Source organism: Streptomyces sp. URMC 124 (assembly GCF_051386455.1).
Taxonomy (GTDB): Bacteria; Actinomycetota; Actinomycetes; order Streptomycetales; family Streptomycetaceae; genus Streptomyces.
In genome coordinates this window covers 1-22623 of record NZ_JBPQTS010000127.1, presented here as the reverse complement: position 1 = coordinate 22623, position 22623 = coordinate 1, and the positions used below count along the sequence as shown (strand labels likewise).

23 protein-coding genes are annotated in these 22623 nt (G+C 71.8%); 12 read left to right on the top strand and 11 right to left on the bottom strand.

Annotated elements, in window-relative coordinates; all coding sequences use genetic code 11:
- Positions 1-230 precede the first annotated feature (230 nt).
- From ACSNOG_RS23790 to ACSNOG_RS23765, 6 genes are all read left to right on the top strand, one after another.
- Positions 231-1892, top strand: a complete 1662-nt coding sequence (locus tag ACSNOG_RS23790) for an ABC transporter ATP-binding protein (RefSeq protein ID WP_436754738.1) — start codon at positions 231-233, stop codon at positions 1890-1892.
- Positions 1889-2995: an ABC transporter permease gene (locus ACSNOG_RS23785; RefSeq protein ID WP_436754733.1), complete on the top strand. Its 1107-nt coding sequence runs from the start codon at positions 1889-1891 to the stop codon at positions 2993-2995. The genes ACSNOG_RS23790 and ACSNOG_RS23785 overlap by 4 nt, the downstream gene beginning before the upstream one ends.
- Complete coding sequence (locus ACSNOG_RS23780) at positions 2992-4284, top strand: ABC transporter permease (RefSeq protein ID WP_436754732.1); 1293 nt, start codon at positions 2992-2994, stop codon at positions 4282-4284. Before ACSNOG_RS23785 ends, ACSNOG_RS23780 begins: the two co-directional genes overlap by 4 nt.
- The gene (locus ACSNOG_RS23775) at positions 4281-4691 is read left to right on the top strand and encodes a cytidine deaminase (RefSeq protein WP_436754731.1); all 411 of its coding nucleotides are present in this window, start codon (positions 4281-4283) and stop codon (positions 4689-4691) included. The genes ACSNOG_RS23780 and ACSNOG_RS23775 overlap by 4 nt, the downstream gene beginning before the upstream one ends.
- Positions 4692-4789: 98 nt before the next feature.
- Positions 4790-6073, top strand: a complete 1284-nt coding sequence (locus tag ACSNOG_RS23770) for a thymidine phosphorylase (protein ID WP_436754730.1) — start codon at positions 4790-4792, stop codon at positions 6071-6073.
- 103 nt (positions 6074-6176) lie between these two features.
- Positions 6177-6776 carry a Uma2 family endonuclease gene (locus ACSNOG_RS23765; protein WP_436754729.1) on the top strand — a complete coding sequence of 200 codons (600 nt, stop codon included), beginning with the start codon at positions 6177-6179 and terminating at the stop codon, positions 6774-6776.
- Positions 6777-6848: 72 nt separating this feature from the next.
- Here the strand turns inward: ACSNOG_RS23765 and ACSNOG_RS23760 are convergent, their stop codons facing one another.
- Entirely contained in the window at positions 6849-8150 is a 1302-nt protein-coding gene (locus tag ACSNOG_RS23760) for an MFS transporter (RefSeq protein ID WP_436754728.1), read from the bottom strand.
- A gap of 44 nt (positions 8151-8194) precedes the next feature.
- Between ACSNOG_RS23760 and ACSNOG_RS23755 the strand changes: the two genes are divergently transcribed.
- Positions 8195-9199, top strand: a complete 1005-nt coding sequence (locus tag ACSNOG_RS23755) for a LysR substrate-binding domain-containing protein (protein ID WP_436754727.1) — start codon at positions 8195-8197, stop codon at positions 9197-9199.
- Between the two features lie 334 nt (positions 9200-9533).
- Here ACSNOG_RS23755 and ACSNOG_RS23750 read toward each other — a convergent pair whose 3' ends face one another.
- Positions 9534-10340 (bottom strand): alpha/beta hydrolase family protein, encoded by an 807-nt coding sequence (locus tag ACSNOG_RS23750; RefSeq protein ID WP_436754726.1) that lies wholly within the window; start codon positions 10338-10340, stop codon positions 9534-9536.
- 103 nt (positions 10341-10443) lie between these two features.
- Here ACSNOG_RS23750 and ACSNOG_RS23745 point away from each other — a divergent pair, with 103 nt between their 5' ends.
- Both ACSNOG_RS23745 and ACSNOG_RS23740 read left to right on the top strand, forming a co-directional pair.
- Positions 10444-11559, top strand: a complete 1116-nt coding sequence (locus ACSNOG_RS23745; RefSeq protein ID WP_436754725.1) for an adenosine deaminase — start codon at positions 10444-10446, stop codon at positions 11557-11559.
- Between the two features lie 186 nt (positions 11560-11745).
- Positions 11746-12153 (top strand): ATP-binding protein, encoded by a 408-nt coding sequence (locus tag ACSNOG_RS23740; protein WP_436754724.1) that lies wholly within the window; start codon positions 11746-11748, stop codon positions 12151-12153.
- 92 nt (positions 12154-12245) lie between these two features.
- Here ACSNOG_RS23740 and ACSNOG_RS23735 read toward each other — a convergent pair whose 3' ends face one another.
- The 5 genes from ACSNOG_RS23735 to afsQ1 all read right to left on the bottom strand — a co-directional run bounded on the left by ACSNOG_RS23735 (position 12246) and on the right by afsQ1 (position 16137).
- A complete protein-coding gene (locus tag ACSNOG_RS23735) occupies positions 12246-12467 on the bottom strand; it encodes a PspC domain-containing protein (RefSeq protein WP_436754723.1) in 222 nt (73 codons plus the stop codon).
- A 118-nt stretch (positions 12468-12585) separates the two neighbouring features.
- A complete protein-coding gene (locus ACSNOG_RS23730) occupies positions 12586-13140 on the bottom strand; it encodes a VanZ family protein (protein WP_436754737.1) in 555 nt (184 codons plus the stop codon).
- A gap of 179 nt (positions 13141-13319) precedes the next feature.
- Positions 13320-13901 carry a hypothetical protein gene (locus ACSNOG_RS23725; RefSeq protein ID WP_436754722.1) on the bottom strand — a complete coding sequence of 194 codons (582 nt, stop codon included), beginning with the start codon at positions 13899-13901 and terminating at the stop codon, positions 13320-13322.
- Positions 13898-15421: an ATP-binding protein gene (locus tag ACSNOG_RS23720; protein WP_436754736.1), complete on the bottom strand. Its 1524-nt coding sequence runs from the start codon at positions 15419-15421 to the stop codon at positions 13898-13900. Before ACSNOG_RS23720 ends, ACSNOG_RS23725 begins: the two co-directional genes overlap by 4 nt.
- A 38-nt stretch (positions 15422-15459) precedes the next feature.
- Entirely contained in the window at positions 15460-16137 is a 678-nt protein-coding gene (gene afsQ1, locus ACSNOG_RS23715) for a two-component system response regulator AfsQ1 (RefSeq protein ID WP_173864811.1), read from the bottom strand.
- A gap of 194 nt (positions 16138-16331) precedes the next feature.
- Here afsQ1 and ACSNOG_RS23710 point away from each other — a divergent pair, with 194 nt between their 5' ends.
- A complete protein-coding gene (locus ACSNOG_RS23710) occupies positions 16332-17084 on the top strand; it encodes a SigE family RNA polymerase sigma factor (protein ID WP_436754721.1) in 753 nt (250 codons plus the stop codon).
- Between the two features lie 166 nt (positions 17085-17250).
- On the opposite strand, the gene ACSNOG_RS23705 is transcribed toward ACSNOG_RS23710, so the two are convergent.
- Entirely contained in the window at positions 17251-17877 is a 627-nt protein-coding gene (locus tag ACSNOG_RS23705; RefSeq protein ID WP_436754720.1) for an ATP-binding protein, read from the bottom strand.
- Between the two features lie 185 nt (positions 17878-18062).
- On the opposite strand from ACSNOG_RS23705, the gene ACSNOG_RS23700 reads away from it, so the two are divergent.
- Positions 18063-18479 (top strand): hypothetical protein, encoded by a 417-nt coding sequence (locus ACSNOG_RS23700; protein WP_436754719.1) that lies wholly within the window; start codon positions 18063-18065, stop codon positions 18477-18479.
- A 77-nt stretch (positions 18480-18556) separates the two neighbouring features.
- On the opposite strand, the gene ACSNOG_RS23695 is transcribed toward ACSNOG_RS23700, so the two are convergent.
- The 3 genes from ACSNOG_RS23695 to deoC are packed head-to-tail and all read right to left on the bottom strand — an operon-like array spanning position 18557 to position 21871.
- Positions 18557-19441 carry an aldehyde dehydrogenase family protein gene (locus tag ACSNOG_RS23695; protein WP_436754718.1) on the bottom strand — a complete coding sequence of 295 codons (885 nt, stop codon included), beginning with the start codon at positions 19439-19441 and terminating at the stop codon, positions 18557-18559.
- Positions 19434-20873 (bottom strand): aldehyde dehydrogenase family protein, encoded by a 1440-nt coding sequence (locus ACSNOG_RS23690; RefSeq protein ID WP_436754735.1) that lies wholly within the window; start codon positions 20871-20873, stop codon positions 19434-19436. The genes ACSNOG_RS23695 and ACSNOG_RS23690 overlap by 8 nt, the downstream gene beginning before the upstream one ends.
- Positions 20874-20887: 14 nt before the next feature.
- The gene (gene deoC / locus ACSNOG_RS23685) at positions 20888-21871 is read right to left on the bottom strand and encodes a deoxyribose-phosphate aldolase (protein WP_436754734.1); all 984 of its coding nucleotides are present in this window, start codon (positions 21869-21871) and stop codon (positions 20888-20890) included.
- 116 nt (positions 21872-21987) lie between these two features.
- On the opposite strand from deoC, the gene ACSNOG_RS23680 reads away from it, so the two are divergent.
- A complete protein-coding gene (locus ACSNOG_RS23680) occupies positions 21988-22554 on the top strand; it encodes a PH domain-containing protein (protein ID WP_436754717.1) in 567 nt (188 codons plus the stop codon).
- Positions 22555-22623 lie beyond the last annotated feature (69 nt).

The following is a 22623-nucleotide window of genomic DNA, read 5'->3' as shown; positions in this document are numbered from 1 at the left end:
CCCCCCCCCCCCCCCGGACCGCAAGGCCCCGGGCCCGGCGGAGAGAGGACCTCTCCACCGGGCCCGTACACACGCCCCCGGCCCCCGGTCGGGGGCACTGCGGCCGACGCTACGCGCGTAGCGTCCGGTCGACGCGTGTAGCGTCGCCCCCGCCCCAAGGAGCTCCACCCGGTCCCCGCCCGGGCGGCTCCTCTTCTTCCTCCCGCTCCCTTCCCCGAGGAGAGTGCGCCATCAAAGCGTCCACCAGTACCGAAGCCGAAGGTACGCAGGCCCTCGCAGTAGAACTCGAGGGCATCACCAAGCGGTTCCCCGGTGTCGTGGCCAACCACGACATCCGCCTCACGGTCCGCCGCGGCACCGTCCACGCCCTCTGCGGCGAGAACGGCGCCGGCAAGTCGACCCTGATGAAGATCCTCTACGGCATGCAGAAGCCGGACGAGGGCACCATCAAGCTGGGCGGCGAGCAGGTCACCCTGCACAGCCCGAGCGACGCCATCGCGCGCGGCATCGGCATGGTGCACCAGCACTTCATGCTCGCCGACAACCTCACCGTCCTGGAGAACGTCGTCCTGGGCGCCGAGAAGCTGCACGGCATCGGCGGCAAGGCCCGCGCGAAGATCAAGGAGATCTCCGACGCGTACGGCCTGGGCGTGCGCCCCGACGTCCTCGTGGAGGACCTCGGCGTGGCCGACCGCCAGCGCGTGGAGATCCTCAAGGTCCTCTACCGCGGCGCCCGCACGCTGATCCTCGACGAGCCGACGGCGGTGCTGGTCCCGCAGGAGGTCGACGCGCTCTTCGACAACCTGCGCGAGCTCAAGTCCGAGGGCCTCACGGTCATCTTCATCTCGCACAAACTCGGCGAGGTGCTCTCCGTCGCGGACGACATCACCGTCATCCGCCGCGGCACCACCGTCGGCACCGCGGTCCCCAGCGAGACCACCCCCAAGCAGCTCGCCGAGCTGATGGTCGGCAGCGAGCTGCCCTCGCCCGAGACCCGCGAGTCGACGGTCACCGACGTCGAGATGCTGAAGGTGGAGGGGCTGCACCTGTCGGCGACCGACCCCGACGGCGTCGTCCGCGCGGTCCTCGACGGCATCTCCCTGACCATCCACAAGGGCGAGGTCCTGGGCATCGCCGGCGTCGAGGGCAACGGCCAGGCCGAGCTCGTCGAGGCCATCATGGGCATGCGCGACCCCGACGGCGGCACGGTCACCCTCGACGGCGCCGACATCAGCCACGTGCCGACGCGCAAGCGGCGCGAGGACGGCATCGGCTACGTCCCCGAGGACCGCCACCGCCACGGCCTGCTGCTGGAGGCTCCCCTCTGGGAGAACCGCATCCTCGGCCACGTCACCGAGAAGCCCAACAGCAAGCGCGGCGTCCTGGACAACAAGGCCGCCCGCACCGACACCGAGCGCATCGTGCGCGAGTACGACGTGCGCACGCCCGGCATCGAGGTCACCGCGGCCTCCCTGTCCGGCGGCAACCAGCAGAAGCTGATCGTCGGCCGCGAGATGAGCCACGCGCCCAAGCTGCTCATCGCCGCGCACCCCACGCGGGGCGTGGACGTCGGCGCGCAGGCGCAGATCTGGGACCAGATCCGCGAGGCGCGCCGCGAGGGCCTGGCGGTGCTGCTGATCTCCGCCGACCTGGACGAGCTGATCGGGCTCTCCGACACCCTGCGGGTGATGTTCCGCGGCCGCCTGGTCGCCGACGCCGACCCCGCCACGATCACCCCGGAGGAGTTGGGCTCGGCCATGACCGGCGCCGCAACCGGCCACCTCGAGCACACCGAGGACGGCGAAGAGACCGCGGCCGAGGGCGACACGGGCGCCGCGGCCGGCGAAGAGAACGCTACCGACGAGACCGCGGGGGAGGGTGACCAGAAGTGAAGAAGTTCGACAAGAACAAGGTAATTCTGGCCGTTGCCGCTCCGCTCCTGGCCATCGTGGCCGCCGTGGCGATCACCTCGATCATCATCGCCGCCACCGGCAAGGACCCGTTCCACGCCTACCAGGTGATGGTCGACTTCGGCTCGAAGGCCGACAGCCAGGTCTGGATCATCAACAAGGCCACCCCGTACTACCTGTCCGCGCTGGCCGTCGCCATCGGCTTCCGGATGAACCTGTTCAACATCGGCGTCGACGGCCAGTACCGCATCGCGGCCTTCTTCGCCGCCGCCGTCGGTGGCGCGCTCACGCTGCCCGGCTTCATCCAGATCCCGGTCATCATCATCGTCGCGATGCTGGTGGGCGCCCTCTGGGCGGGCATCGCCGGTCTGCTGAAGACCACCCGCGGCGTCAGCGAGGTGATCAGCACGATCATGCTGAACGCCATCGGCGCCTCGGTCATCGCCTACTTCCTCAAGGACGGCCGGCTCGCGGAGAAGGAGGGCAACCTGGTCCACACGCCCTACCTGCCCGACTCGGCGCACTTCTTCGAGATCCCGACCACGCCCAAGCCGATCTACGGCTTCGTGATCGTCGCCGTGCTCGCCGGCATCGCCTACTGGTTCGTGCTCGGCCGCACCCGCTTCGGCTTCGACCTGCGCACCGTGGGCCAGTCCGAGTCCGCCGCCCACGCCTCCGGCGTGAGCGTCAAGCGCATGGTGATCACCGCCATGCTGCTCTCCGGCGCCATGGCCGGCCTCGTCGGCATGCCGACCCTGCTCGGCGTCTCGTACAACTACGGCACCGACTTCCCCGCCGGCATCGGCTTCACCGGCATCGCCATCGCCCTCCTGGGCCGCAACCACCCCATCGGCATGGTGGCCGGCGCCCTGCTCTGGGGCTTCCTGGACCGCACCGGCACCCAGCTGGAGTTCGAGGGCTACGCCCAGGAGATCGTCGGAGTCATCCAGGGCGTCATCGTCCTGTGCGTCGTCATCGCCTATGAGCTCGTGCGCCGGTACGGCCTCAAGATGCAGCAGCGCAAGGTCGGCGAGGAGCTCGCCGCCCAGGCCCGTAAGAGCGACAAGGCGGAGGTTTCCGCGTGAGTACGACCTTCACCGCCGCCCTCACCGACCGGCTGAGCGGCAAGAACAAGGACAGCAAGGGCGGGCGCAAGCTCTCCTACCCGGTCGTCCTGCTGATCATCGCGGGGGCCCTGCTCCTGCTCTCCGCCCTGCGGATGATCACGGACGCCAACGACCTGACCTCCTCCGGCCAGTACAGCTCCGCCCTCGCCGCCGCCGTGCCGATCGGCCTCGCCGGCCTCGGCGGGCTGTGGGCCGAGCGCGCGGGCGTCGTCAACATCGGCCTCGAAGGCATGATGATGCTCGGCACCTTCTGCGCCGGCTGGATGGGCTGGCAGCACGGCCCGTGGGTCGCGGCGCTCGCCGGTGTCATCGGCGGCGCGGTCGGCGGCCTCGTGCACGCCATCGCCACCGTCACCTTCGGCGTCGACCAGATCATCTCCGGTGTGGCCATGAACATCCTGGCCCTCGGTGTCACGCAGTACTTCGCCAAGCTGCTGTTCGGCGCGGAGGGCAGCGCGGCCCAGGAGGCGGGCGGCAACGACAAGCAGTCGCCCGTCATGGACAACATGCCGGACTTCTCGATCCCCGGCCTGTCCGACTGGCTCGGCGACGTCGAGAAGCACCACTGGTTCTTCGTCTCCGACCTCGCCGGCGTCGTCCGCGGCCTGGTCACCCACGTGTCGTGGCTGACGATCGTCGCCGGACTGCTCTTCGTCCTCACCTTCTTCGTGCTCTGGCGCTCCGCCTTCGGCCTGCGCCTGCGCTCCTGCGGTGAGAGCCCGGTGGCCGCCGAGTCCCTCGGCGTCAACGTCTACACCTACAAGTACGCGGCCGTGGTCGTCTCCGGCGCCCTCGCGGGCCTCGGCGGCGCGTTCCTCGCCATCGGCACGCACATGTACTCCGACGGCCAGACCGCCGGCCGCGGCTACATCGGTCTCGCGACCATGATCTCCGGCAACTGGCGGCCGGGCGGCGTGGCCATGAGCGCCGGCCTGTTCGGCTTCATGGACAGCCTCCAGCTGCGCTCCGGCGGCCCGACCGTCCACGCACTGCTGCTGCTCCTGGCCGTGCTCCTGATCGGCTTCGCCGCGTGGCGCCTCAAGGCGAGCAAGGTCCAGGCCGCGGTCATCGCCGGTGTCATCGGCGCCCTGCTCATCGTCTGGTACGTCACCACCGACACCGTGCCGCTCGAGCTCGTCGTCGCCACGCCGTACGTGGCCACGCTGCTCGTCCTGTCGGTGTCCTCGCAACGCCTGCGCATGCCCAAGGCGAACGGCAAGCCCTACCGGAAGGGCCAAGGAAAGTGACCTCTTCCCCCGATTGGGAGGAGCTGCGCGGGCAGGCCCGGGACGCGATGTCCCGGGCCTACGCCCCGTACTCCGACTTTCCGGTCGGCGCGGCGGCCCTCGTGGACGACGGCCGCACCGTGACCGGCTGCAACGTCGAGAACGCGGCGTACGGCGTGGCCCTGTGCGCGGAGTGCGGCCTGGTGTCGGAGCTGATCGCGGGCCGCGACACCGAGGGCCCGCGGCCCCGGCTGCTGGCCTTCACCTGCTGCGACCGGCACGGCAACGTGCTCATGCCCTGCGGGCGCTGCCGCCAGCTCCTGTGGGAGCACGGCGGCCCCGAGCTGGCCGTGGACACCACGACCGGCATCCGCCCGTTGGCGGAGCTGCTGCCCGATGCGTTTGGGCCCGCTGACCTGAATCGTTGAAGATGTCCCTAAGCGCCGGAGGGGTTGCCATTGCCGCAGCCCCTCCGGGTCACTTTCCGGCCCCGGAAAGACCTGAGGACTACGAACTTAAGGAAAATGTGCTGATGGACGCCATTTCCGTGATCCGCGCCAAGCGCGACCGCGGTCGACTGACCGACGAGCAGATCGACTGGATCATCGACGCGTACACGCGCGGCGAGGTCGCCGACGAGCAGATGTCCGCGCTCGCCATGGCCATCCTGCTCAACGGCATGGACCGGGCCGAGATCGCCCGCTGGACCGCCGCGATGATCAAGTCCGGCGAGCGCATGGACTTCTCCTCGCTGCCCGTCCCGACCTCGGACAAGCACTCCACGGGTGGCGTCGGCGACAAGATCACGCTGCCGCTGGCCCCCCTCGTCGCGGCCTGCGGCGCGGCCGTCCCGCAGCTGTCCGGGCGCGGCCTCGGCCACACCGGCGGCACGCTCGACAAGCTGGAGTCCATCCCCGGCTGGCGCGCCCTCCTCTCCAACGACGAGATGATGGACGTCCTGCGCAACGTCGGCTCCGTCATCTGCGCCGCGGGCGACGGCCTGGCCCCGGCCGACAAGAAGCTCTACGCCCTGCGCGACGTCACCGGCACGGTCGAGGCGATCCCGCTCATCGCGTCCTCCATCATGTCGAAGAAGATCGCCGAGGGTACGGGCTCGCTCGTCCTCGACGTGAAGGTCGGCTCCGGCGCCTTCATGAAGAACATCGAGGACGCCCGCGAGCTGGCCTCCACGATGGTCGGCCTCGGCACCGACCACGGCGTCAAGACGGTCGCGCTGCTCACCGACATGTCCACCCCGCTCGGCCTCACCGCGGGCAACGCCCTCGAGGTCCGCGAGTCCGTCGAGGTCCTCGCCGGCGGCGGCCCGGCCGACGTCGTCGAGCTGACCGTCGCCCTGGCCCGCGAGATGCTCGACGCGGCCGGCATCAAGGACGCCGACCCGGCCAAGGCCCTGCGCGACGGCAGCGCCATGGACCACTGGCGCCGCATGATCCAGGCCCAGGGCGGCGACCCGGACGCGGCCCTCCCGGTCGCCCGCGAGCAGCACGTCGTGAAGGCGACCGCCTCCGGCGTCCTCACCAAGCTCGACGCCTACGCCGTCGGCGTCTCCGCCTGGCGCCTCGGCGCGGGCCGCGCCCGCAAGGAGGACCCGGTGCAGTTCGGCGCGGGCATCGAGATGCACGCCAAGCCGGGCGAGAAGGTCACCGAGGGCCAGCCCCTGATGACCCTCCACACGGACACCCCGGAGAAGTTCGACTACGCCCTGGCCGCGCTCGACGGCGGCGTGGAGATCGCCCCGGCGGGCACGGACTTCACGGCGAACCCGATCGTGCTGGACCGCATTGCGTAAGCGCTAGCTGTCGCTACTCGTACGGGTGAACGGGATCGGTGGACCTCCACCGGTCCCGTTCGGCATGCTGGGGTCGGTGATGTTCCGACAAAAGGAGACCGCCATGAGTGCACTCCCTCTCGACTACTCGCCGGGTTCCGACCCCGAGTGGGATGAGCTCGTCCGTATCTGGGAGGAGACGGACGCGCCCGAGGGCTGCAAGGTGGAGATCATCGAGGGGATCATCACCGTGTCGCCAGCGCCCGCCAACAAGCACAACGTCATTGCAGGAAAGCTGAACCGATCCCTTTACACAGTGATCCCAGATGACTGGGGGATCTACCAGACGCTTTCGGTCTCTGTACCGTCACACAGCGGCCTCTTCATTCCGGACCTGATCGTGGCGCCGGAGGCGGAGTTGATGGAGCTGTCCGAGTCCGAGCAGTACATTCCTGCGGCGGCTTCGGCCCTGATCGTGGAGATCACTTCGAAGTCCAGCCTGCGCCATGACCGGGTCGCCAAGCCTGCAGCGTATGCGCATGCCGGAGCACCGCTCTATCTCCTGGTCGACAGGTGGGCGCAGGGAGGGCCGACGATCACCCTCTACGGCGAACCCAAGGACGATGTCTACCGAGTTCTGCAGGCAGGTAAGTTCGGCGATGAGATCCAGCTTCCCGACCCGTTCGACCTGACGATCGACACCGGCGTGTTTCCCGCCTCGTGATCGCGGAGGGGCTGTTTCTCCGCCAGGACAGGTGGCGGAGAAAGAGCCCCTCCGGGGCGTACGGCCTCCGGGCTACGCCCGGATCGCCGCCTCGCGGCGGCGTTCCACGAGCGCCCGCCGCGTCGCGTACAGCGTGATCGACGCCGCGCCCACCATCGCCAGCATGCCCAGGACGACCGTGCCGTCCCAGCCCGCCGCGCCGAAGGCCAGCGCGCCGAGCGTGCCGCCGACCGAGGAGCCCAGGTAGTAGGCCGTCTGGTAGAGGGCCGACGCCTGGGCGCGGCCCGTCTTCGCGGCGCGGCTGACCGAGGACGACGCCACCGCGTGGCCCGCGAAGAAGCCCGCCGTGATGAGGACCAGGCCCGCCAGGACCGCGAGCAGCGACGACGTCAGCGACAGCAGCAGGCCCAGCGTCGTCGTGCCGACCGCCAGGTAGAGCGCCCCGCGGCGGCCCAGCCGGCCGACCAGCGTTCCGGCCGCGGCCGACGACGCCGTGCCCACCAGGTAGATCAGGAAGATCGAGCCCACGACGCCCTGCGGGAGCGAGAACGGCGCCTCCGCCAGCCGGTAGCCGATCACCGTGTAGACCGCGCCGAAGACCGTCATGAAGAGCGCGCCGATGGCGTACAGGCGGCGCAGCAGCGGGTCGGAGAGGTGACCGCCCACCGTCCGGGCCAGGCCGCGCGCCGAGACCGCCGCCGGGCGGAAGTGACGCGCCTTCGGGATCATCACCCGGAAGGTCACCGCGCAGACCACCGCGAGCGCGCCCACCGCGGCCAGGCCCGCCCGCCAGCCCCACGCCTGGGCCACCCAGCCCGCGAGGATGCGGCCGCTCATGCCGCCGATGCTGTTGCCCGCCACGAACAGGCCGATCGCACCGACCAGCGCCTTCGGGCGGACCTCCTCCGCGAGGTAGGCCATCGCGGATGCCGGCACCCCGGCCAGCGCCGCGCCCTGCACCGCGCGCAGCGCGACCAGCCAGCCCAGGCTCGGCGCGAGCGGCACGAGCAGGGCCACGCACGCGGCCACGCACAGGGAGACGGTCATCATCGTGCGGCGGCCGAAGCGCTCGGAGAGGGCGCTGAGCGGGACGACCGCGAGGGCGAGCCCGCCCGTCGCGGCGGAGACCGTCCAGCTGGCCTGATCGGCCGTCACCCCGAGGCCGGCGGAGATGGCCGGCAGCAGCGCCTGCGTGGAGTAGAGGAGGGCGAAGGTGGCCACACCCGCGGCGAAGAGGGCGAAGCTCATCCGGCGGTAGCCGGGGCCGCCCGGATCCAGCCGGGTGTCATCGGAGTGAGAGGAGTGAAGGGACGACAGAACAGAGGCACCCGAGCGCGCGATGACGCTGGATGCCCCGGTATCGGCAGGAGGCATACGAAAACCGTAGGCAGCCTGGGCTGATGCGTCCAATGCACAGAATGGCGATAATCGATCCTGTGTTGCATGAGTACAGGTCACGGCGGTCCTTGTCACCGGCCGGCAACGAAAAAGACATCCCCGTAACAGCCGATGTCGAGGCCGGTTCGTGGGCGGTCGCGCTCACGCCGCGGCTCGCGCAGTTCGTGGCCGTCGCCCGGCACGAGCACGTCACGCGCGCCGCGCAGCAGCTCGGCATGCCGCAGTCCACGCTCAGCCGCTCGGTCGCCCGGCTCGAAGACGACCTGGGCGTCGCCCTGTTCGCCCGCCACGGGCGCGCGGTCTCCCTGACCGCGGCCGGCCGCACCTTCCTCGCCACCGTCGAGCGCGCCCTGTCCGAGGTCGACCGCGCCGCGGAGTCCGTACGGGCCGACGCCGACCCCGCCACCGGCAAGGTCGCCTTCGGCTTCCTGCACACCCTGGGCACCGAGACCGTACCCGAGCTCATCCGCGCCTTCCGCGCCGACCACCCGCGCGTCCGCTTCCAGCTCGTGCAGAACTACGGCGAGTCGATGCTGGAGCGCCTGCGCGACGGCGAGCTCGACCTGTGCCTGACCTCGCCCGTGCCCGACGCGCCGGACCTCGTCTCCCGCCGCCTGGACGAGCAGAGGCTGCGCCTCGTCGTCCCCGACGACCACCCCCTCGCCGCCCGCAAGCGCATCCGCCTCGCCGAGGCCGCCTCCGAACTCTTCGTCACCCTCGAACCCGGGTACGGGCTGCGGCGCATCACCGACGCGGTCTGCGCGGAGGCCGGGTTCACCCCGAAGATCGCCTTCGAGGGCGAGGAGGCGGAGACGCTGCGCGGGCTCGTCGCGGCGGGGCTCGGCGTGGCGCTGCTGCCCCCGCCCGCCGTCCCCCGGCCCGGCGTCGCCGAGCTGACGGTCACCGCGCCGCGCGCCTTCCGCGAGATCGGGGTGGCATGGCTGGACGGCCATCCCGACACGCCGCCGGTCGCGGCCTTCAAACGCTTCCTCCTGTCCCGGAGGGGCCAGTTGCTCCCACGCTGACGGTTCCGCTCCGCGGGGTTCGCTCCGCGGGGTTCGCTCCGCGAGGGGCGCGCCTGATTCCGGCACCGCCGGAACGGCCGTAGGGGTTGCTCGCCGCTGCGGCGGGAGTTCTTTGCCTGCGGCAAAGAGGCGCTGCTGAAGGCCCGGCCCTTCCGCCTCGTCGCACCCGCAGATCGTCGAGAGGCCTCGCCTCTCGAATCCGCCGCAGCGGCGAGCAACCCGACTCGGCCTTTTCGGCGGTGCCGATCGAGGCGCACCCCCCCCCGCGGAGCGAACCCCGCGGAGCGACCCGGCGTACCTCCTACGAGCAGCGAACCCTCGCAGAGCGAACCGTTCAGTAGCCCAGCGTCGCCCCGAAGCCGGAGGCGAGCGGCATGCGCAGACCCAGCGGCGGCGGAGCCGCGAGCGCGTCGGCCACCGGCCGGGCGAAGTGGTGCCCGAAGAGCGCACCCCGCACGAAGTCGACCACGAGGGCCTGGACTTCCGCCCGGTGCTGCCGCAGCCCGTGCCCGTCCGAGTGCACCTCGAACCGGCACACGTCGCGGTTGGCCTTCTTCGCCCGCTGGGCGAGCCGGAAGGACAGGTCGGGGTCGGTGTGCTCGTCGTTCGTGCCGTGCACGATCAGCACCCGCCGCCCGGTGAGCTGCCGCACCGGATCCGGCCCGAGCGGTTCCCGCGGCTCGGGCAGCCACGGCGCGACGGCCAGCACCGCGGCCACGGCCGGGTGCCCGGCGGCCTGCAGCGCGGCCCGGCCGCCCATGTCGGTGCCGACGAGGCAGACCGGCACGTCGCCGTAGCGCCGCACCACTTCGTCCGCCGCCCACTCCGCATCGCGCACCGGGTCGGCCGCCGAACCGTTCCACCCGCGCCGCCGGTAGTGGACGACGTGCGCGACCAGCCCCTCCTCCGCACAGGCCCCGGCCAGCCGGCGGGCCAGCGGCCGCTGCGCCGCGAGGGTCAGCGCGGAGGGCTTGCCGGTGCCCTCGGCGCGGCCGCCGGGCAGCAGCAGCGCCGCCGCCTGCACCGTGCGCCCGGCGCCGAGCGGCTTTCCCAGCCGCGCCGTATCCCCGTTCGGGCGCGGCGCGTTCGGCTGTCCGTGCGTTCCTTCCGGGTCCTGCTGAGGCAACGCTTGCTGAGCCATGGCAGAAACGATGGCAGAACGATCGCCGGTGTCCACCCCGCCTCCGGGTCACCGTTCCGTATCGTTCGCCGATATCTACGCGCGTAGGGGCTAGAGTGCCGAAATGACGACCGAGACCATCTCCCAACCGAACCCCGAACAGATCCGTCGCGCCCCCAAGGTCCTCCTCCACGACCACCTGGACGGCGGACTGCGCCCGGGCACGATCGTGGACCTGGCCCGCGAGACGGGCTACACCGGTCTTCCGGAGACCGACGCGGACAAGCTGGGCGTCTGGTTCCGCGAGGCGGCCGACTCCGGCTCGCTGGAGCGCTACCTGGAGACCTTCGCGCACACCTGCGCCGTGATGCAGACCCGTGACGCCCTCGTCCGGGTCGCCGCGGAGTGCGCCGAGGACCTTGCCGAGGACGGCGTCGTCTACGCCGAGGTGCGCTACGCACCGGAGCAGCACCTGGAGGCCGGCCTCACCCTCGAAGAGGTCGTGGAGGCCGTCAACGAGGGCTTCCGCGAGGGCGAGCGCCGCGCGAAGGCCAACGGCCACCGCATCCGCGTGGGCGCGCTGCTGACCGCGATGCGGCACGCGGCCCGCGCCCTGGAGATCGCCGAACTGGCGAACCGCTACCGCGACTCCGGCGTCGTCGGCTTCGACATCGCGGGCGCCGAGGCGGGCTTCCCTCCCACCCGCCACCTGGACGCGTTCGAGTACCTCAAGCGCGAGAACAACCACTTCACCATCCACGCGGGTGAGGCGTTCGGCCTGCCGTCGATCTGGCAGGCCCTGCAGTGGTGCGGCGCGGACCGGCTCGGTCACGGCGTCCGCATCATCGACGACATCGAGATCGGCGAGGACGGGAAGGCCAAGCTGGGCCGCCTCGCCTCCTACGTCCGGGACAAGCGCATTCCGCTGGAGATGTGCCCCACCTCGAATCTGCAGACCGGCGCGGCCAGCTCGTACGAAGAGCACCCGGTCGGACTGCTGCGTAAACTGCATTTCCGGGCGACCATCAACACCGATAATCGCCTGATGAGCGGCACCAGCATGAGCCGTGAATTCGAGCACCTGGTGAAGGCCTTCGGCTACACGCTGGACGACATGCAGTGGTTCACCGTCAACGCGATGAAGTCCGCGTTCATCCCATTCGATGAACGTCTGGCCATGATCAACGACGTGATCAAGCCGGGTTACGCCGAGCTCAAGTCGGAATGGCTCTTCCAGTAGGCCCGGACGGGCCCTTTCTGACCAGCGAAGTTTTCACCGGCCGCAACGGACGGTGAATCCGCGGGGAATACCGTGCGACGGCCGGGACTTTCGAGTCCCGGCCGTGTCACTGATTGCGGCGCCCGGGAAATCGTGGCTAGGTTTCGGAGCCGCTCAAGAATCCCCCGTCGCGAGGACAGAATTCAGATGAAGCTCGGAACCTTCAGGACTCTCGGTGCCGCCGCCCTCGGAGTCGCCTTCGCCGCCGCCGCGGCGGGGAGCGCTCAGGCGGCGGGCTCCGCCGGTGCCGTCGAATCGCTCACGACCACCGCCCGCACCACGACGGCGGGCCTGCCCATCCAGCAGGTCGCCCAGGTCGCCCCGGCCGGCGGCCCGGTCGTCTCCGCGGCGGACCGGGCGATCCAGAGCGGCATGCTGCAGGCCCCGGCCCGCGCCGTGGACAAGGCCGTGGCGCCGCAGCTCCCGACGCACGAGCTCGCCCCCAAGAGCGCGACCAAGGCCGTCCCGGCCGACAACAAGGGCAACGGCGGTCTGCTGGCGCCCCTGTCCGGGCTGCCGCTGGGCAGCCTGCCGGTCTCGGGCATCGGCGGCTGATCCCGCGAGCCCGTTCCTCCGTACGACGGCGGGCCGTCCCCGGACGCGATGTCCGGGAGACGGCCCGCCGTCCGCGTGTACGAGGCGGGGGTCTACCAGGAGTGCGCGGCCCCGCCGTGGCTCCGGTCGGAGCCCTCCGAGGGCAGCAGGATCCACAGGGCGATGTAGAGCAGGAACTGCGGGCCGGGCAGCAGGCACGAGAGCAGGAAGATCACCCGCATCGTCGTGCGGGACGTTCCGAAGCGCTCGGCCAGACCGGCGCACACCCCGGCGATCATCCTGTGGTTGCGGGGACGGACCAGCTTGGCGGACATGACGGCGACTCCTCGTCTCACGGAGGGACCGATACGGCGCGGGAACGTTTTTCCCGTCTCTCCCGTCGGCTCCCCGATGACTCCAAGGTAGGTCCGCCGGCCCGGCCGGAACGTCGGCCTAGGGGGCGATCCCGACCCTGGGGATCGTCGGGGTGACACCCTGAGGGGACTCCTCCCGGCGTATGGGTTCGCGCCGCGGCCCCTCACCCTTGCGACGGAGACGGGCCCGCACCGCGGGGACGACCGCCAGGTGCACGGCCGCCACTCCCGTCACGTTCAGCAGGAGCGCGTCCACGTCCAGCACCTGGCCCACGACGCCGCTCTGCACCACCTGCAGCGCCAGCGACACCATCGCGCCGGTGAAGACCGTGCGGGTCAGCGAGCCCAGCGTCGGCGCCGCCACCCGGCCCCTGGCCCAGGGCAGCAGCACGCCCAGCGGGGCCAGCGGCAGCACCCCCGCCCCTATGGCCCGCGCGGCCTCCCACGGCCCGAGGGCGAGGTCGGCACGGATCGTGGCCAGCGGTTCCAGGTGGGACGCGGACACCCAGGGCACCGTCAGCGGCCGCAGGGCGAGCCAGGTGACCGCCAGCAGATGGGCGACGAGCAGCACACACCCCGCGACGCGGTAGCGGTATCGGAGGGCGGGCGTGCCGCCGTAACCATGACCCTGCACGCCCCACAGGACGCGGTGCGCCGGTCGCACGGTTCCGGCCGACGGGAGCCTCCGGCGGTTTCGGTGGCGCGCCGTGCGGCCGGCTGCCGCATATGCCCCCGGAACCCCCGCCACGAGGGCGCGGCACCGCGCCGCGGCGGCCCGGCGGAGCGCTGTGGCCACCGCCGCCGCGAGGGCTCCTACGAGACGGGCGAGCCCGCGATGTCCGCGCTGTCGGGGTGCACCCTGATCTCGTCGGTGCAGGCGTAGCTCTTCGGGGTCCCCCCGGACGGGCCGCCCAGGATCACCGCCCGCTTGCCGTCGGCCGCGGCCGTCCCGGCGTAGGTGCACACGAGCTGGGCCAGGCCCACCTGCGGCAGCTCGCCCGGCTCGCGGTTCAGCCGCAGCGTCCCGGCCGGGTCGCCGGGGCGCGGCCCGGATACGGTCAGCCGCTGCGGCACGCCCGTGGACATCCCCGCCTCGACCTCCTCGTTCGAGGGCACCTTGCGCAGCTCCTCCAGCAGCACGCGGGCGACGGCCACGCTGTCCTCGGAGTTCTCGGCGACCGCGCGCGTGACGGGCACCAGCTGCGAGGTGCACTCCAGCTGGACGGTCACGGTCGCGGCGCCCGAGGGGATGGCGTGCGCGGGGCGCACGACGCACGACGCGCGGGAGGGCGCGCCGCCCGCGTCCACCGGCACGGCGGTGCCGCGGATGCCGCACGCCGTGGCCGAGCCCACCAGGGCCAGCATCAGGGCGGCGCTGCGCAGGGTCCTCCTCACCGGCCGCCCTCCCCGTTCGCGTCGTCCCGGTCGCCGGCCGGCTGCTCGGCCAGGCCGGAGGCGTCCCGCGGCAGGGACAGGGTGAAGACCGCCCCGCCCTCGGGGGAGTTCGCCGCGGTGATCTCGCCGCCGTGGATGTGGGCGTTCTCCAGGGCGATGGACAGGCCGAGGCCGCTGCCCTCCGACCGCGGCCGGGACGCGCTCGCCTTGTAGAAGCGGTCGAAGACGTGCGGCAGCACCTCCTCGGGGATGCCGGGGCCGTGGTCGCGCACGTCGATGCGCAGCGCGTCGTCCTCGGTGCGGACCGAGACGCGCACCGGCGAGCCGCCGTGCTTGAGGGCGTTGCCGATGAGGTTGGCGAGGATGACGTCCAGGCGGCGCGGGTCGAGCCGGGCCACGATGCCGCGCTCGGCGTCCAGTTCGACGGCGTCCAGCCACGCGCGGGCGTCGATGCAGGCGGTGACCTGGTCGGCGACGTCCACGTCGTCCAGGACGAGCCGGGCCGTGCCCGCGTCGAAGCGGGTGACCTCCATCAGATTCTCCACCAGGTCGTTCAGCCTGCGGGTCTCGCTCACCACGAGCTGCACCGCCGGGGCGATCATCGGATCGAGGTTGTCCGCCTCGTCCTCCAGCACCTCCGTGACGGCCGTGATGGCCGTGAGCGGGGTCCGCAGCTCGTGGGACATGTCGGCGACGAAGCGGCGGCTGGAGGCCTCCCGCGCGCTGAGCTCCTCGACGCGCTTCTCCAGCGACTCCGCGGTCTTGTTGAAGGTGCGCGACAGGTCGGCCAGCTCGTCCGTGCCCGACACGCGCAGGCGGGTGTCCAGCTTGCCCTCGCCGAGCCGGCGGGCCGCGTCGCCGAGCCGCTGCACGGGCCGCAGCACGGTGGAGGCGGCGGCCTGCGCGAGCAGCGCGGAGCCGATCAGCGCCAGGGCCGTGGCGATGCCCAGCGACCAGGCCAGCGAATTGAGGTCGGCGCGCTCGTTCTCCAGGGACTTCAGCAGGTAGCCCGTCGGGCCGCCGCCGATCACCTTCGCGCCGCCCACCAGGTACGGCTTGCCGTCGAGCGTGATCCGCTGCCAGTACAGGTGGTACGCGTAGCGGTTGGAGTCGTCGACGCGCCGCTCGCGGTTGACGGCCGCCTGCAGCGACTTCGGCACGACCTTGAGGGAGAACAGATCGCGGTCGGAGGGCGCGGCGCAGGCCCGGCCGCCCTCGCCGCCGTCGATCAGCAGCACCTCGTACTTCTGCGAGGTGGCCGCCATCCGCTCGGCCGCCGCCTGCAGCTCCTGGCAGGTCGGCCCGAGCGGCAGCGAGCCCGTGTTGTCCTGCAGGGACTTGCGGAAGTCGTCGAGGGCCGCGTCCTGGGTGCGGGTGAGCACCGCGTCGCGGTTGAGCCAGTAGGCGATGGCGGACGCGGAGACGGCCGCGGCCAGGGCGACCAGGGCGAAGACGAGCATCAGCCGCAGCCGCAGGCTTATCCAGCGCAGGCTGAGCTTCATGGCGTTACGGGGCGTCATCACATCGCGGGCGCCCGCCCGGCCCGGGTCACGTCCGGTCACTGCGGGGCGTCCAGGCGGTAGCCCACGCCGCGCACGGTGCGGATCAGGGTCGGGGACGACGGCACGTCCTCGACCTTGGCCCGCAGCCGCTGCACACAGGCGTCGACCAGCCGGGAGTCGCCGAGGTAGTCGTGTTCCCACACCAGCCGCAGCAGCTGCTGGCGGGAGAGGGCCTGGCCGGGCCGGCGGCTGAGCTCCAGGAGCAGCCGCAGCTCGGTCGGCGTGAGCTGGAGCTCCTCGCCGTTCTTGGTGACCGTCATCGCGGAGCGGTCGATGACCAGCGAGCCGAACGCGGCCGAGTCGTTGGTCTCGCGCTCGCCGCGGCGCAGCACCGCACGGATCCGGGCGTCCAGCACCCGGCCCTGCACGGGCTTGACCACGTAGTCGTCGGCGCCGGACTCCAGACCCACCACGACGTCGATGTCGTCGCTGCGCGCGGTGAGCAGGATGATCGGCAGCTGGTCGGTGCGGCGGATGCGACGGCACACCTCGAAACCGTCGATTCCGGGCAGCATCACGTCCAGCACGATCAGGTCCGGTCGCTGCTCGCGCAGCAGTTTCAGGCCGTCCTCGCCCGTCGCCGCGGTCACCACACGGTGGCCCTGACGGGACAGGGAGAACTCGAGAGCGGTCCGGATGGCGTCGTCGTCCTCGATCAGCAACAGGGAAGGCACGGTGGTCATTCTGGCCTACGCGGGGCAGGTGGTTCGACCGGCCGCCCTCCGCTCCCGCCCCCGCCGCCTGTTGCAGGGCTGTGACAGTCGGCAGACATCGCGATGAAACTGGCCCGGCAGGCTTTTGGTCATCGGGCAGCGGAGCCCGGTACGGAAATCGGACCGAGGCTGGCTCCACCGACGGGGGGCGCGAGATGAACACACTGCACAGCACCACGACCAGCGCAGTCATTCGCACGCGCCTGCACGACGCCGGACGGGGCGCGGAGAAGTCCGGTGCCGTGGGCGGGCGGGGGTGCGCCCGCGGCACCGGACGCGTGCGGCCGCCCTACATGGTGGCGATCGACGCGGTCACGTACGGGAAGCCCAAGGGAGCTGCGGGGGCGGCTCCGGGGGCCACGGGGGAGAAGAAGGGGGCGTCCGGGGCCGAGGCGGAGTTCACCGCCTACGTCCAGGAGCGCCGGGCCTCCCTGTACGCGACCGCCTACCACCTGACGGGCGACCGGCACGAGGCGGAGGACCTGCTGCAGAGCGCGCTGTTCTCCACCTACCGGGCCTGGGACCGGATCACCGACAAGGCGGCCGTCGGCGGCTACCTGCGCCGCACCATGACCAACCTGCACATCAGCGCCTGGCGCCGGCGCAAGCTCAACGAGTACCCGACCGAGGAACTGCCGGAGATGCCCGGCGAGGGCGACGCGATGCGCGGCACCGAGCTGCGCGCCGTCCTCTGGCAGGCCCTCGCCCGGCTGCCCGAGCTGCAGCGCACGATGCTCGTCCTGCGCTACTACGAGGGCCGCACGGACCCGGAGATCGCGGAGATCCTGGACATCAGCGTCGGCACGGTCAAGAGCAGCATCTGGCGCTCGCTGCGCCGCCTGCGCGACGACGAGGTCATCGGCTCCGGCCGGGACCAGCTGGAGTCCTTCGGCGAGCTCGTCGCCTAGAGGAACGACAGCACGACAGAAACGACAGAACGACAGAAACGACAGAACGACAAGGGGCCCTGAACGGGGGGCGCTCGGGGGAGCGCGGACAGGGCCGTGGGGGAGCGGAAGCGGGTCGGACAGCCGGGGGGCCTGTCCCGACCCGCTTCTGCGCATCCATGCGCCGCTAGAGCTTGACGCTCTCGCGGCGGCCCGCTGCCGCCGCCGCGATCCGGCCCATCGCCGTCTCCCGGCCGCACGCGTACGCGCCCAGCGCCGTCTGGCGGGCCACGATCCCGCGCTCGGCGCGCATCAGCCGCAGCCCGCGGCGGACCAGGTACGGCACCGGCTTGCGGGCCTCGCGCAGGTCGCGTACCAGGCGGCGGCGGAAGGTCGTGGAGGGGCGGCCGCGCAGGCACAGGGCGTCCGCGAGCACGCCCAGGTCGCGGCAGCGGTCGATGATGTCGGCCGCGAAGATGCCCTCGGCTATGAACAGCGGGGTACGCCCGATGTCCAGGACGCTCGCCCCGGTGATCGAACTGCTGGAGATGTCGTAGAGCGGCACGTTCGCCCGCGACGTGCGGCACAGGCTGTCTATCGCGGCGATGGCGGCGTCCGCGTCCCACGAGAGCGGGGAGTCCCAGTCGGCGCCCGCCCCGTCGGCCAGGAGGGGCAGCGTCGGGTCCGTGCCTTCCTTGTAGAAGTCGTCCAGGTTGAGGACGGGCAGCCCGGTGCGGGCCGCGAGGGACGACTTGCCGGAACCGGAGGGACCGGTCAGCAGGATGACGCGCGCGGGGGTCAAGTGGGGAGTCACGGGACACCAGTGTGAGGCATTGGGCCGGATGGGGGATCCCCACGGGTTGTACGGTGCGCGCAGCGTCACCGCTCGCTACTGTGCGTTGTCGTTCGTCCGCACTCACGACCCGGCAGGTGGCCATGGCCTCGCACGCTCGACACGCACGCTCCGCCAGCAAGGAGTCGAGGGCGCTCCGGCGCCGCATGCTCCTGCGCGTAGGGCTGACCGTATCGGCGGGCGCGGCCTTCGCCGCGGGCGGTGCGGCCTCCGCGAGCGCCGAGACCATGGAGCCCGGTGCGGGCACCGGCGTGGCCCGCGCCCAGCTCGGCGAGACCAACATCCCCGCCGCCGTCGAGGGGGCGAACACCGGCCTGGCGGCGGGCGCCGAGGGGGTCTTCGACACGGTCAAGACCCTGCGGACCAATCCGTTCGCCGGCACGCCCGTCGATCCGTTCGACAACACGGTGGGCACGAAGGTGGGGAACATGAAGCCCGTCACCACCAAGCCGGCGACGCAGCCGATCTCCAAGGGCGGCAGCCTGACGGACCTGCCCGTGGCGAGCAACCTGACGTCGCTGCTGCCGACCGGGCGGCCGGCGGCGGGGCCCAAGGGGCACTGAGACGGCAACGCGCAGGAGGCGGGGACGGGGCATGTGCCCGTCCCCGCCTCCTGTGCGTCAGCTCAGGCCGCTCCGGCTCAGTAGGACGAGCCGCCCGCGCCCAGCGAGCCCGTCGGGTGCCAGACCGTCCGGGTCTCCAGGAAGGCCGTCATGCGGTCCGTGCCCGGCATCGCGGCCCAGTCCACAGGCTGTGGACGCAGCACGCGCTTGAGGTTGTCCGCCGCGGCGATCTCCAGCTCCTTGGCGAGCTCCGCGTCCGCACCGGCCAGGTCGATCGCGTTGACGTCCTGGTGGGCGGCCAGCGACGGCGCGATCTCGGCCGCACGGCCCGACAGGACGTTCACGACGCCGCCCGGGACGTCGGAGGTGGCCAGCACCTCGCCGAGCGACAGGGCGGGCAGCGGGGCCTTCTCCGAGGCCACCACGACCACCGTGTTGCCCGTGGCGATCGCCGGGGCGATCACCGACACCAGGCCGAGGAACGACGACTCCTGCGGCGCGAGCACGGCGACGACGCCGGTCGGCTCGGTGGAGGAGACGTTGAAGAACGGGCCCGCGACCGGGTTCGTCGCACCGGTGATCTGGCCGATCTTGTCGGTCCAGCCCGCGTACCAGACCCAGCGGTCGATCGCGGCGTCCACCTGGGCGGCGGCCTTCGCCTTGGACAGGCCCTCGGCCTCGGCGACCTCCGCCACGAACTGGTCGCGGCGGCCCTCCAGCATCTCGGCGACGCGGTAGAGGACCTGGCCGCGGTTGTACGCGGTCGCGCCCGACCAGCCGCCGAACGCCTTGCGCGCCGCCACGACGGCGTCACGGCCGTCCTTGCGGGACGACAGGGGGGCGTTGGCGAGCCACTTGCCCTTGGAGTCGGTCACCTCGTACACCCGCCCGCTCTCGGACCGGGGGAACTTGCCCCCGACGAACAGCTTGTAGGTCTTGAAGACAGTCAAGCGCTCAGACATCGAGGTACGCCTCCAGGCCGTGGCGGCCGCCCTCGCGGCCGAATCCCGACTCCTTGAAGCCGCCGAACGGCGACGTCGGGTCGAACTTGTTGAACGTGTTGGCCCAGATGACACCCGCGCGCAGCTTGCTCGCGACGGCCAGCATGCGCGAGCCCTTCTCCGTCCAGATGCCTGCGGAGAGGCCGTACTGCGAGTTGTTCGCCTTGGCGACCGCCTCGCCCGGGGTGCGGAACGTGAGCACCGACAGGACCGGGCCGAAGATCTCCTCGCGGGCGATCCGGTGGGCCTGGGTGACGCCCGTGAACAGCGTCGGGCGGAACCAGAAGCCGTTCTCCGGCAGCTCGCACGCCGGGGCCCAGCGCTCGGCGCCCTCGGCCTCGCCGCTGTCGGCCAGCTCGGTGATCCGCGCCAGCTGCTCGGCGGAGTTGATCGCACCGATGTCGGTGTTCTTGTCCAGCGGGTCGCCGAGGCGCAGCGTGGACAGGCGGCGCTTGAGGGCGTCCAGCAGCTCGTCCTGGATCGACTCCTGGACCAGCAGGCGCGAGCCCGCGCAGCAGACCTGGCCCTGGTTGAAGAAGATGCCGGTGACGATGCCCTCGACGGCCTGGTCGATGGGCGCGTCGTCGAAGACGATGTTGGCGCCCTTGCCGCCCAGCTCCAGCGTGAGCTTCTTGTCCGTGCCCGCGACGGTGCGGGCGATGGCCTTGCCGACCGCCGTGGAGCCGGTGAACGCGACCTTGTTGACGTCCTCGTGCGCGACGAGGGCGGCGCCCGTGGTGCCGTCACCGGTGACGATGTTGACGACGCCCTTGGGCAGGCCCGCCTGGCGGCAGATGTCCGCGAAGAACAGCGCCGACAGCGGCGTGGTCTCGGCGGGCTTCAGGACGACCGTGTTGCCCGTGGCGAGCGCCGGGGCGATCTTCCACGCCAGCATCAGCAGCGGGAAGTTCCACGGGATGACCTGGCCCGCGACGCCCAGCGGGCGGGGGTTCGCGCCGTAGCCCGCGTGGTCGAGCTTGTCGGCCCAGCCCGCGTAGTAGAAGAAGTGCGCGGCGACCAGCGGGAGGTCCGCGTCGCGGGTCTCCTTGATCGGCTTGCCGTTGTCCAGGGTCTCCAGGACGGCCAGCTCGCGGCTGCGCTCCTGGATGATCCGGGCGATGCGGAAGAGGTACTTGGCGCGCTCGGCGCCCGGCAGCGCCGACCACTTCTCGAAGGCCTTGCGGGCGGCCTTCACCGCGCGGTCCACGTCCTCCGCGGAGCCCTGGGCGACCTCGGAGAGCACCTCCTCGGTGGAGGGGCTGATCGTCTTGAAGACCTTGCCGCCGGCCGCCTCGGTGAACTCACCGTCGATGAAGAGACCGTAGGACGGGGCGATGTCGACGACCGCGCGCGACTCGGGCGCGGGAGCGTATGCGAATGCCTTGTTAGCCATGTCAGCCATGTCGGTCAGTCCACCGTCACGTAGTCGGGACCGGAGTAGCGCCCGGTGCTCAGCTTCTGCCGCTGCATCAGCAGGTCGTTGAGGAGGCTGGAGGCGCCGAAGCGGAACCAGGTGTTGTCCAGCCACTCCTCGCCCACGGTCTCGTTGACCAGGACCAGGAACTTGATCGCGTCCTTGGTGGTGCGGATGCCGCCGGCCGGCTTCACGCCGACCTGGACGCCGGTCAGCGCGCGGAAGTCCCGCACGGCCTCCAGCATCAGCAGGGTGTTCGCCGGGGTGGCGTTGACCGCGACCTTGCCGGTCGACGTCTTGATGAAGTCGGCGCCCGCGAGCATGCCGATCCAGGACGCGCGGCGGATGTTGTCGTACGTCGACAGCTCGCCCGTCTCGAAGATGACCTTGAGGCGGGCCTTGTCGCCGCACTCGGCCTTGACGGCGCGGATCTCTTCCAGCACGTCCATGTAGCGGCCCGCGAGGAAGGCGCCACGGTCGATGACCATGTCGATCTCGTCGGCCCCGGCCTCGATCGCATCGCGCGTGTCCGCGAGCTTGACCGGCAGCGCGGCGCGGCCGGCCGGGAACGCGGTGGCGACGGAGGCGACCTTCACGTCCGTGCCCGCCAGAGCCGCCTTCGCGGCGGCCACCATGTCGGGGTAGACGCAGACGGCGGCGGTGCGCGGCGTCGTGCGGTCGGTGGGGTCGGGATGGACCGCCTTGGCGGCCAGGGCCCGGACCTTGCCCGGGGTGTCAGCACCCTCGAGCGTCGTGAGGTCGATCATCGAGATCGCCAGGTCGATGGCGTACGCCTTCGCCGAGGTCTTGATCGAGCGGGTGCCGAGCGAGGCGGCGCGGGCCTCCAGCCCGACCGCGTCGACCCCCGGGAGGCCGTGCAGGAAGCGGCGCAGCGCACTGTCGGAGGCGGTGGCGTCCGCCAGCTCCTTCAGCCGCGTCGCGGCGTCGTTGCCGTGTGCGGGAACTGTGGTGGGCATGGTCACCAGATGAGCATATCTACGCGCGTAGCGCGTGTACACCCCCGCTGGTGCGGGGCGGTTTTCGGCTCGGTCTCCGGCCGCCCCCGCAGGGGGCGTCAGGCACAATCTGCCCCATGACGAGCCCTAGCCCCGAACAGGAATACGCCGACAGGCGCTACCGCTCGCCCGCGGGCATCGCCGGCGGCGTGCTGATGCTTGCCCTCGCGGCCTGGCTGGGCGGCGACGCCGCCCTCCGCGGCGAGGGCCGCACGCCCTGGCTCGCGCTGGCCGGGCTGCTGTGCGTCGTACCGCTCATCGTCGCCTTCACGCTGCGGCCCGCCGTCTTCGCCGGGGCCGCGCGGCTGCTGGTGCGCAATCCGTTCCGGACGATCACGCTGCCGTGGGGGGCGGTCGACGCGGTGCGCGCCGGCTACTCCAGTGAGGTGCTCGCCGGGGGCTCCACCTACCAGCTGTGGTCCGTGCCCGTGTCCCTGCGCAAGCGCAAGCGCGCCGCGCGCGGCGGGGCGGGGGCGGAGGCCGCTCCGGCCGACCGGACCGTCGCGGAGCTGCAGGAGCTCGCCGAACGGAACGCTTCCCGGGACGACGCGCAGGGGGACATCGTGGTGCGGTGGGCGTACGAGGTGCTCGTGCCCGCCGGGGTGGGGTTCGTTTTGTTCGTGGTGCTGCTGGTCGTCGGCTGACGGTCGTTTCCTCAGGACGGCTTCCTCAGGGAAAAAGGGGGCGGGGGGGGGGGGGGGGGGGGGGGGGGG